The following is an 11850-nucleotide window of genomic DNA, read 5'->3' on the forward strand; positions in this document are numbered from 1 at the left end:
ACTAATGAAAGGAATGATCTAGGTGGTAAATAGTAAACGCTCCGAAAAGATATTTGCTTATTTACTTGTTGCTCCTTCTTTGTTACTCATCTTTCTGATCGCCATATGGCCTGTTATTCAATCGTTTTACTTTAGTCTTTTTGATCTCCGATTAAACGATCCAACGAAATCAAGCATTCATTGGAATCATTCACTTGATCTCGAACAATATTTATCAAGTTACCCCTTTTTAATTTCGGCTCTTGACAATGAAATTAAGCAAGCAAGTGGTGAAACAAAATCATTACTTAAAGATGTACAACAACACTTACAAGAAGTGGATCAAAAGATTCAAGAAGATCAAAAAGCAAAGGAAATGTATGACCGGGCGTATGATAAGGTGTTTAATTTGGAACCTGTACCAGAGGAAGAGCGGTTTATAACAATAGAAAAAGAGGTAGCCATAGAATTTGATCAAGCGGTTCAACAAATACAGGAAAAGCTTCTCCCATTGGAGGGAAAAGAAATACTTCTTCAAGAAAAGCGGGTCATAGGATTAGCAACCTCTCTTCAAAATGTCGTAGTGAAACCAAATTTTATTGGACTCAAACATTATAAAGATAATTTTCAAGACACTCGAATGTGGAAGGCTATTGGGGTCACAACGGTATTTACGGTGATATCGGTGGCAGTTGAGTTAGTCCTTGGACTAGGAATCGCATTGCTTATTAATAAAGCATTTTTTGGAAGAGGACTAGTTCGCGCGAGTATTTTAATTCCATGGGCGATTCCTACGGCTGTTTCCGCTTTAATGTGGCGTTTTTTATATGATGGTCAAAATGGAATTGTAGCCAAATACTTTGAGGAAATCGGCCTTGTGGAGCGAATGAGTGAGTTGTTAACAACAGGACTAGGAGCGATGTTTGCGGTCATTTTTGCCGACGTTTGGAAGACAACTCCGTATATGGCGTTATTATTGTTAGCAGGACTACAAACGATACCAAATTCGCTTTATGAAGCGGCATCTATTGATGGGGCAAGTAAGTGGAAGCAGTTTGTCCATATTACGTTACCATTACTTAAACCTAGTATTCTCGTTGCCTTATTGTTCCGTACACTCGATGCGTTTCGAGTATTTGACTTGATTTATGTGTTAACAGGTGGCGGTCCCGCTAACTCAACCGAGACAATCACCATATTGGCGTATAAAGTGATGTTCTCGCAAACGAATTTTGGAGAAGGTTCTGCTTTATCAGTCGTTGTCTTTATTTGTGTCGCTATCATTTCTATTATTTATATTAAATTGTTAGGTGCTGACTTAGTGAGTGACACTGGCAAAAAATAAGAGGTGAAGTCAGGTGAAGAAAAAGGTTGGTCCCTTATTTTATTTTTTTCTCATAGCCTTTGTCTTTTTCGTTATGTTTCCGTTTTTATGGATGTTGCTAAGCTCGGTTAAACCTTTAACAGAACTATTTGGCGAAAAAGCTTTTAAATGGTTTACAGCACACCCAACACTTAAAAACTATCATTCTGTCTTTTTTGATTATCCGTTTATGAAGTATATGTGGAATAGCTTCGTCGTCTCTTCCATCACTACCGTTTATACAGTATTTGTCGCTTCCTTTGCCGCATACGCAATTGCGAGATTACATTTTAAAGGAAAATCAATCATTTTAGGAATTGTACTGTCGGTCTCGATGTTTCCACAAATCGCCACGATTTCTCCTATTTATATGTTTCTTAAAAATATGGGGTTAACGAATAGCTATTTAGGATTAATAATCCCGTATACAACCTTTGCGTTACCGTTATCCATTTGGTTGTTAGTAACGTTTTTTAGAAAAATTCCGAATGATTTAGAAGAAGCAGCGAAAATCGATGGTGCTTCCATGTTCCAAACGTATTGGCGGGTGATTTTACCACTAGCTATACCAGGAGTATTTACGACGGCCATCCTTGTATTTATAGCTGCTTGGAATGAGTTTCTTTTTGCTTTAACGATTAATACGGCGGATGATTATAAAACCGTTCCTGTTGGTATTGCGATGTTCCAAGGTCAGTACACCATACCGTGGGGAGAAATTGCAGCTGCAACAGTAGTAGTAACTGTACCGTTAGTCATCATGGTTCTTTTATTCCAACGTCGAATCGTTTCTGGATTAACTTCCGGTTCGGTAAAAGAATAATATTGTTGACTTCCCAAATGGAATCGTTAAGCAACCGTTGGTAGATCCGGAAGCATTACCAACGGTCCTTTTTCATTGGCTATGTTATATGTCGTTGTTGATTATTAACAAGTTATTCACACGGTGGCCGACTCCAGCGGGAACAAGAAGCCGCAAGACCCTGGACCGAGCGTAGCGAGGGAAGCGGCTTGCGGCTTGCCCGCGGAAAGCGTCCGCCACAAGCGTAATGTATAAATATCAACAGTATCGTTTAACAGACTTTTCATTAAATGAATAAAAAAATGAAATTATAAAATACAAGTTGACGAACGAATGATAGTTGCCTATAATAATACATGTTTCAATTGCATGAATTAATTACGTCCCAGTAGCTCAGCTGGATAGAGCAACGGCCTTCTAAGCCGTCGGTCGGGAGTTCGAATCTCTCCTGGGACGCCAGTTGAAACATGAATACTACTTATACATAAATTGATGCTTTTCCAAACGGAGAAGCATCTTTTTTTATAACGTGAACTGCATTTTGTTTTTCAAAAACGACCATGATACACTATTATTGGATTACAAGAAAAGGACGGATATATATGACGAAAGGACGCTCGAAGAACCGTTCAAACAAAATCATTCCCTTTCCAGGGTTAAAAGAGCGACTTCTTCAAATTGGGACGGAAAAGTTAGAGAACAAGGAAGTAGAGGAAGCGATTCGTCTATTAAAGCAAGCGAAGGACATCAAACCAGTTGATGATCAAATACAAATCGCGTATGTAATGGCACTTTTTGAAGGGAAATATTATGAGGAAGCTAAAGCGGAATGTAAAGATTTACTTCACCGTGGAGTGGACGACTACCTTCAAGTTGTAGAGCTTTATTTAATGATTTTAATCCAATTAAATGAATACGAAGAAGTTGCATCTACCATTCACGCTTTATTAGAAGAAGCGGACCTTTCAATGGAGCAACGGACACATTTTTTTCATCTGTTACAGTTAAGTGAAAAAGTATGGAAGAATCGTCAACCGGATACAATGGTAAAAATTGATTCATTGCTGCTTCATCAACAAGACGTCGTTGAACAAACAATGCAAATCGCCCAGTTAAAAGGTCAAAATTTAGAACCATATATCGAACAGTTAGAAAGTATGTTAAAGCAACCAGATGGGCATCCTTGGGTAAAAACGCTTATCTTACTATTATTAAAAGAACATCATTATAAAAAGGAAATGACTGTCACGAAATTTTCGAAAACAAAGCGCGTAATTCCGGTTGAACTTCCGGAATTTACCGAACAAGATTGGCTTCAACCGATTAGAATTGGTATTGAGCAACTGTATGAACATGAAAATCCTACTTTTTGTCAGGAATTATTGGCGATGCTGGAGAGGCATGGTTTTATCATGTTTCCATTTTCTTTATCACCAACCAAACCTGCTATTTGGATTGCTGCTTACGTATGGCTTGGGAATCAACTGTATGGAATCGAACTTTCAATTGAAACCATTACCGAGCAATTTCACATAAATGAATCTGAATTGAAACACGCGATTTCTTTTTTGCAACAACTAGAGGAGTGGATTGAGCCAACAAATTCACCGTCTAACTAGTTGAAAGAACGGTGTTGTATGTTATAATGAAATGGTTGTAATGTGTCTTTACAATTCATTTTCTTACAAATGACAAGGACTTGGCTTTCTTTACTTAGCAAGTCTAGTTACGTGTTTTTACACAAATACTAATTATAGATTGTTGGAGGGAAACGTGGTATGTCAGTTAAATGGGAAAAATTAGAAGAAAACCGTGGCGTTCTTACAGTTGAAGTTGACGCTGAAACGGTAAATAACGGTTTAGATCAAGCGTTCAAAAAGGTAGTTAAACAAGTTTCTATTCCGGGATTCCGTAAAGGGAAAGTTCCTCGTCCAATTTTTGAAAAACGTTTCGGAGTAGAAGCTCTATACCAAGATGCATTAGACTTCATTCTTCCAGAAGCATATGCAAAAGCAATCGAAGAAGCCGGCATTGAACCAGTTGATCGTCCAGAAATCGATGTAGAACAAATGGAAAAAGGTAAAGAGCTTATTTTCAAAGCAACTGTTACAGTAAAGCCTGAAGTTAAGCTTGGTGAGTACAAAGGGTTAGAAGTTGAAAAAATGGACACAGAAGTAACTGATGAAGATGTAGAAAACGAATTAAAAACAATCCAACAACGTTATGCAGACCTTGTTGTGAAAGAAGAAGGTACTGCTGAAAACGGCGATACAGTTGTCATTGACTTTGAAGGATTCGTTGATGGCGAAGCGTTTGAAGGCGGTAAAGCGGAAAACTATTCTCTTGAATTAGGTTCAGGTACATTTATTCCTGGATTTGAAGACCAATTAGTTGGTACAAAAGCTGGCGATGAAAAAGACGTTGAAGTAACATTCCCTGAAGAGTATCATGCGGCTGAACTTGCAGGCAAACCAGCGGTATTTAAAGTAAAAGTACATGAAGTAAAAACAAAACAACTTCCAGAATTAGATGATGAATTTGCGAAAGATGTAGATGAGGAAGTAGAAACATTAGCAGAACTGAAAGAAAAAATTAAAAATCGTTTAGTTGAAAGCAAAAAGAACGAAGCAGAACAAACACTACGTGACACACTTGTAGAAAAAGCAACAGAAAATGCAGAAATGAACGTTCCAGAAGTAATGATCGAAAACGAAATCGATCGCATGATGAACGAGTTTGAACAACGCCTGCAAATGCAAGGTATGAACTTAGAACTTTACTTCCAATTCTCTGGGCAAGATAAAGAGGCATTACGTGCACAAATGAAAGAAGATGCAGAAAAACGTGTTCGTACAAGCTTAACGCTTGAAGCGATTGCGAAAGCAGAAAACATTGAAGTAACAGATGCAGAAGTTGAAGAAGAAGTAAACAAAATGGCTGAGCTTTACAACATGTCTGCTGATAGCATTAAGAAAGCTCTTGGTAGCCTAGATGGCTTAAAAGCGGATCTACAAATTCGTAAAGCAGTTGAGTTTCTTGTAGAAAATAGCAAAACTGTTGCATAATATAAGTAACAAGATTTTTCAAACTAACGATTCAATCAATAGTTTCCTTGAACATTCTGATGATCCACAACAACAAGGCGCGAGTTTATTCGTGCCTTGTTTTATAAAATTTACATAAGTTGGACCGATGAGACATAATACATACTTAATCGTTTAATTTCCTTTTCGATATGGAAATATGATAAAATGCATTACATAAATATATCATTATGTTTGCACGTCGTGATTAGCTTCACATTACTTTGATTTTTAAGGGGTGACATTCATTGTTTAAGTTTAACGATGAAAAAGGACAATTAAAATGTTCTTTCTGTGGGAAAACACAAGACCAAGTCCGTAAGCTGGTTGCTGGACCAGGTGTATATATATGTGATGAGTGTATTGAACTTTGTACAGAAATTGTCGAGGAAGAATTAGGAACAGAAGAAGAAGTAGAGTTTAAAGATGTTCCAAAACCTCGCGAAATTCGTGAGATTTTAGATGAGTATGTAATCGGCCAAGATCAAGCGAAAAAGTCGTTAGCAGTGGCTGTTTATAACCATTACAAACGCATTAATTCCAACAGTAAAATTGATGATGTGGAATTAGCCAAAAGTAATATTTGTCTAATCGGACCAACTGGAAGTGGAAAAACGTTATTAGCTCAAACGTTAGCCCGCATTTTAAATGTACCATTCGCTATCGCAGATGCGACATCCTTAACAGAAGCTGGTTATGTTGGTGAAGACGTCGAAAATATTTTGTTAAAACTTATTCAAGCAGCTGATTATGACGTGGAAAAAGCTGAGAAAGGGATAATTTACATTGATGAAATCGACAAAATTGCCCGTAAATCTGAAAATCCATCCATTACACGTGATGTATCTGGAGAAGGGGTCCAACAAGCGTTACTTAAAATTTTAGAAGGTACGGTCGCTAGTGTTCCACCTCAAGGAGGAAGAAAGCACCCGCACCAAGAATTTATTCAAATCGATACGACGAACATATTATTTATTTGTGGTGGGGCGTTTGATGGTATTGAGCAAATTATTAAACGTCGGTTAGGGCAAAAAGTTATCGGATTTGGCTCCGATCCGAAACAAGGAGAAGTTGAAGAAAAAGAACTTCTTACAAAAGTAGTACCTGAAGACTTATTAAAATTCGGATTAATTCCTGAGTTTATCGGACGTCTTCCGGTAATTGCCAGTCTTGAACAATTAGATGAAGATGCGTTAGTTGAAATTTTAACGAAGCCGAAAAATGCCCTCGTTAAACAATATCAAAAAATGCTCGAATTAGATGGTGTAGAGTTAGAATTCGAAGAGGAGGCGCTCCGTGAGATTGCGAAAAAAGCGATTGAGCGGAAAACGGGTGCTCGTGGATTACGTTCCATTATCGAAAGTGTCATGTTAGATGTCATGTTTGAATTACCGTCCCGTGATGATATTAAAAAATGCATTATTACGAAAGAAACGATTACAGATCAGCATTCACCGAAACTTATTTTGGAAGATGGAACAGTTATTTCTGATACAGAAGAGACAAAAACAAGTGCATAAAACTTTGATATGCCCCTTTCTGTCCCATGAAGCAGAAAGGGTTTTTATTTAATTCGAATATTCCTCCCTACAAAACGTAAAAAATCGTTTATTCCTCCACAGGAAAGGAGATACTAGCAGTAATAAGAAAGATTGACAACGTGGAGGGAAAATGATGGGGTGGACAGGTATTGCTTTAATCATTCAGTTAGTTTTTGGCGTCATCATTGGGTTATACTTTTGGAATTTATTAAAAAACCAACGCATTCAAAAAGTATCCATTGATCGAGAATCGAAAAAGGAAATGGAACAATTACGAAAGATGCGGGCTATTTCCCTTACAGAACCGTTAGCTGAAAAAGTGCGACCAAAAACATTTGAAGATATTGTTGGTCAGAAAGATGGAATCAAATCATTAAAAGCAGCGCTTTGTGGACCTAACCCACAACACGTCATCATTTACGGACCACCAGGTGTAGGTAAAACAGCAGCTGCTCGCCTTGTGTTAGAAGAAGCGAAAAAAAATCCGAAATCTCCTTTTCGACCTTCGTCAGTATTTGTTGAATTGGACGCAACTACTGCTCGCTTTGATGAAAGAGGAATTGCCGACCCATTAATTGGTTCGGTGCACGACCCGATTTATCAAGGAGCTGGAGCGATGGGGCAAGCAGGAATTCCTCAACCAAAACAAGGAGCGGTAACGAACGCCCATGGTGGAGTATTATTTATTGATGAAATCGGGGAGTTACATCCAATTCAAATGAATAAGTTATTAAAAGTGCTCGAAGATCGAAAAGTGTTTTTAGAAAGCGCCTACTATAGCGAAGAGAATACACAAATACCAACGTATATTCACGATATTTTTAAAAATGGACTCCCGGCTGATTTTCGGTTGATAGGAGCGACAACTCGAACACCGAATGAAATTCCACCTGCGATTCGGTCGCGCTGTATGGAAATCTTTTTTCGAGAACTTGACCAAGAGGAAGTTCAACAAGTGGCGAAAAAAGCAGCGGATAAAGTGCAGCTGGCCATTAGTGACCACGGGTTAGCCACCATTGCTTCCTATGCACGAAACGGTCGAGAAGCGGTAAATATGGTACAAATCGCTGCAGGCATAGCAATCAATGAGGATCGAACGTTCATTAAAGACGAAGACATTGAATGGATTATTCAATCGAGCCAACTGACCCCACGAATGGAGAAAAAAGTAGCGAATAATAAAAGGGTCGGCCTTGTGAACGGCCTTGCTGTAACAGGTCCGAATAGCGGCTCACTGCTTGAGATTGAAGTAAGTGTTATTCCGTCTAAGGGAAAGGGATCAATAAATATTACCGGCATTGTGGAAGAAGAAAGTATCGGAAATGAAGGAAAATCCATTCGGAGAAAAAGCATGGCAAAGGGCTCTATCGAAAATGTATTAACGGTATTACGCTCCATCGGCGTACCTGCTGATCAATACGATATCCATGTTAATTTTCCAGGTGGTATTCCGGTCGATGGTCCTTCAGCTGGTATCGCAATGGCAACGGGGATTTATTCAGCCATTTACAACATTCCCATTAAACAAGGGTTGGCGATGACGGGAGAAATAAGCATTCATGGCTTTGTGAAACCTGTTGGAGGAATATACCAAAAGGTACGCGCAGCTAAGCGCTCTGGAGCAACAACCGTACTCATCCCTCATGAAAACATGCAAAAACTGTTACAAGAAATGAAAGATATTCACATTGTTCCAGTTATGCATATACGTGAAGTTTTTGAATGGGCGCTTGATCAGGAAGGCTCTATACCAATTGACGTACCAATCGTTTTCGAAAAGGAAGATCAAAATAAAAAATCTGTGTAGTCGATTTGGATTTCCAAATCGATTTTTCCTTTCATAAATAAAAATACACCGATTGATAATACTAACTTTTGAAGCAAAAATAGTAGACAAAAAACTTTTTTTTTGATTTAAAAAAATAGCAGGGGATTTCCGGTACACAGAATGGACAATAAATAATAAAATACGTTAGAATGAGAAGAAACTTCTAACAAAATTGGTATTCATGTCATTCAATTGTACATATGGTTGATTGTTTCATCATGGAGGTGTATACAATGAATTCAACGATAGAACGACCTATTCCCCTCCTTCCATTGCGAGGATTGCTCGTCTATCCTACGATGGTCCTGCACTTAGATGTTGGTCGTGAGCGTTCCGTTCAAGCGTTAGAGAAAGCGATGATGGATGACAACATCATTTTTTTAACCACGCAAAAGGATGTAGCTATCGACGAACCAACGGAAGATGATTTGTATCGGATGGGAACATTAACGAAAGTAAAACAAATGTTAAAGCTTCCAAACGGTACCATTCGTGTATTAGTTGAAGGAATGAAGCGAGCGGAAATTGTGGAATTTTTTGATGAAGGATCGTATTTTGCCGCCACGTTAAAAACATACGAAGATCCAGCGACAGCGGACGTCGAAGAAAAGGCGCTCATGCGGACGGTCTTAGATTATTTTGAACAATACATAAAATTGTCCAAAAAGATATCCGCTGAAACATTTGCAACTGTATCCGATATGGAAGAGCCAGGACGTCTCGCTGATATTGTGTCATCCCACTTGCCGTTAAAGTTAAAAGAAAAACAAGAAATTTTAGAGACGATTGATATTAAAGAACGGTTAAATCGTGTGATTGAAATTATTCATAATGAAAAAGAGGTGCTCCATCTAGAAAAGAAAATCAGTCAGCGTGTCAAACGAGCGATGGAGCGAACACAAAAAGAGTATTATTTGCGTGAACAAATGAAAGCGATCCAAAAAGAGCTAGGGGAAAAAGAGGGAAAGACAGGCGAAATTGCTGAACTGACTGAAAAAATCGAGCAAGCAGGCATGCCTGAGCATGTGAAAAAAACAGCAATGAAAGAGCTGGAACGTTATGAGAAAGTACCGAGCAATTCAGCTGAAAGTGCAGTTATTCGAAATTATATCGATTGGCTTTTAGCTCTTCCTTGGTCAAAAGCAACAAAAGACGACTTAAATCTGCAAAAAGCGGAACGTATTTTAAACCGAGACCATTATGGACTTGATAAAGTAAAAGAACGAGTATTGGAATATTTAGCTGTTCAACAGTTAACAAAATCGTTAAAAGGGCCGATTTTATGCTTAGCTGGTCCACCAGGGGTCGGTAAAACGAGCTTAGCCCGTTCCATTGCAGAATCGCTTGGTCGCAAGTTTGTCCGTATTTCCCTCGGGGGCGTTCGAGATGAGTCGGAAATCCGTGGGCATCGACGTACATATGTCGGCGCGATGCCAGGACGGATCATCCAAGGAATGAAAAAAGCGGGAACGATTAATCCGGTATTTTTACTCGATGAGATAGATAAAATGTCTAGCGATTTCCGAGGAGATCCATCGGCCGCTTTATTGGAAGTATTAGATCCTGAACAAAACGCCACATTTAGTGATCATTATATTGAAGAAACGTATGATTTATCTAAAGTCATGTTTATCGCAACGGCTAACGACTTATCTACGATACCAGGGCCGTTACGAGATCGCATGGAGATTATCACTATTCCTGGTTATACCGAAATAGAGAAAATTCACATTGCGAAAAATCATTTGTTACCAAAACAAATTAAAGAACATGGTTTAACAAAAGGGCAGCTACAAGTCCGAGACGAAGCGTTAAAAAATATTGTTCGTTATTACACGCGAGAAGCTGGCGTCCGTGGACTGGAGCGGCAAATTGCTACCATTTGCCGTAAAACCGCTAAAATTATTGTTAGCGGTGAAAAAAAGCGTGTCGTGGTAACTGAAAAGCAGCTAAAGCAATTGCTAGGTAAAGAAAAATTCCGTTACGGACAAGCAGAATTGACCGATCAAGTAGGTGTGGCAACAGGATTAGCTTATACCGCGTTTGGTGGAGATACGTTACAAATTGAAGTTTCCTTGACTCCAGGGAAAGGAAAGCTCGTATTGACTGGTAAATTAGGAGACGTTATGAAAGAATCTGCACAAACGGCGTTTAGTTACGTTCGTTCGAAAGCAAAAGAATGGAACATTGAAGAAGACTTCCATGAAAAATATGATATTCATATTCACGTGCCTGAAGGAGCTGTTCCAAAAGACGGTCCTTCTGCTGGTATTACGATTGCTACCGCTCTATTTTCGGCGTTAACGAATCGACCGGTAAAGAAAGATGTCGGCATGACCGGTGAAATCACTCTTCGTGGTCGCGTATTGCCGATTGGTGGGGTTAAAGAAAAAACGTTAAGTGCGCATCGAGCCGGATTAAAGACGGTTATTTTACCTCAAGAAAACGAAAAAGATATAGATGATATTCCTTCGAGTGTACGAAAAGATCTTCACTTTGTGTTAGTTTCCCATGTCGATGAAGTGCTTCAAACAGCATTAAGGGGGGAGACTGGTGAAGGTACATGATGCTCATTTAGTTATCAGTGCTGTCAAACAAGAACAATATCCTGAAGGGAATTTGCCTGAATTTGCATTAGCAGGAAGGTCAAACGTTGGAAAGTCATCCTTCATTAATAAAATGATCAATCGAAAAAATTTAGCACGTACATCTTCTAAGCCGGGGAAAACGCAAACATTAAATTTTTATAACATCAATGACCAATTGCACTTTGTCGACGTTCCTGGATATGGGTTCGCGAAAGTATCGAAAAAAGAACGTGAAGCATGGGGAAAGATGATTGAAACGTACTTAACGACACGGGAACAATTAAGAGCGGTAATTCTTATTGTGGATTTACGTCATCCACCGACAAGCGACGATTGTATGATGTACGACTTTTTAAAGCATTACGAAATCCCAACCATTGTCATTGCGACAAAAGCGGATAAAATTCCTAAAGGCAAGTGGCAAAAACATGTAAAAATAACAAAAGAGACGCTTCATTTAGATCCAGAAGACGATTTAGTCATCTTTTCGTCGGAAACTGGACAAGGAAAAGATGAAGCTTGGAAGTGTATTCTTAAATATATGAATTAATAACAGGGCCTCGTCCCTGTTATTTTTTTTGGCTCTATAATAAATGTTGGGGTTTTCATACAATTTTGGTCAAAAAAAAGACACGCAACCCCGTTATTCTTTTATACTTGAATTGT

At 38.7% G+C, this 11850-nt stretch carries 8 protein-coding genes and 1 tRNA gene; all 9 read left to right on the forward strand.

The window, feature by feature from the left end; all coding sequences use genetic code 11:
- The first annotated feature begins 22 nt into the window (after nucleotides 1-22).
- Nucleotides 23-1324, forward strand: coding sequence for a carbohydrate ABC transporter permease (locus ABES52_RS15280; protein ID WP_429652051.1), 1302 nt, complete (start codon nucleotides 23-25; stop codon nucleotides 1322-1324).
- A 13-nt stretch (nucleotides 1325-1337) separates the two neighbouring features.
- On the forward strand, nucleotides 1338-2165 hold the full coding sequence (locus tag ABES52_RS15285; protein WP_429652053.1) for a carbohydrate ABC transporter permease: 828 nt from the start codon (nucleotides 1338-1340) through the stop codon (nucleotides 2163-2165).
- A gap of 361 nt (nucleotides 2166-2526) precedes the next feature.
- Nucleotides 2527-2603, forward strand: a tRNA-Arg gene (locus tag ABES52_RS15290).
- A gap of 143 nt (nucleotides 2604-2746) precedes the next feature.
- Nucleotides 2747-3763, forward strand: coding sequence for a tetratricopeptide repeat protein (locus tag ABES52_RS15295; RefSeq protein WP_429652054.1), 1017 nt, complete (start codon nucleotides 2747-2749; stop codon nucleotides 3761-3763).
- A 159-nt stretch (nucleotides 3764-3922) separates the two neighbouring features.
- Nucleotides 3923-5209: a trigger factor gene (tig, locus tag ABES52_RS15300; RefSeq protein WP_429652056.1), complete on the forward strand. Its 1287-nt coding sequence runs from the start codon at nucleotides 3923-3925 to the stop codon at nucleotides 5207-5209.
- Nucleotides 5210-5475: 266 nt separating this feature from the next.
- Entirely contained in the window at nucleotides 5476-6747 is a 1272-nt protein-coding gene (gene clpX / locus ABES52_RS15305) for an ATP-dependent protease ATP-binding subunit ClpX (RefSeq protein WP_429652057.1), read from the forward strand.
- Between the two features lie 154 nt (nucleotides 6748-6901).
- A complete protein-coding gene (lonB, locus tag ABES52_RS15310) occupies nucleotides 6902-8575 on the forward strand; it encodes an ATP-dependent protease LonB (RefSeq protein ID WP_429652058.1) in 1674 nt (557 codons plus the stop codon).
- 254 nt (nucleotides 8576-8829) lie between these two features.
- A complete protein-coding gene (gene lon / locus ABES52_RS15315; protein WP_429652059.1) occupies nucleotides 8830-11163 on the forward strand; it encodes an endopeptidase La in 2334 nt (777 codons plus the stop codon).
- The gene (gene yihA, locus ABES52_RS15320; RefSeq protein WP_429652060.1) at nucleotides 11150-11734 is read left to right on the forward strand and encodes a ribosome biogenesis GTP-binding protein YihA/YsxC; all 585 of its coding nucleotides are present in this window, start codon (nucleotides 11150-11152) and stop codon (nucleotides 11732-11734) included. Before lon ends, yihA begins: the two co-directional genes overlap by 14 nt.
- Nucleotides 11735-11850: the final 116 nt, after the last annotated feature.

The sequence above is a fragment of the Aeribacillus pallidus genome, from assembly GCF_050478865.1.
Taxonomy (GTDB): domain Bacteria; phylum Bacillota; class Bacilli; order Bacillales; family JACDOC01; genus JACDOC01.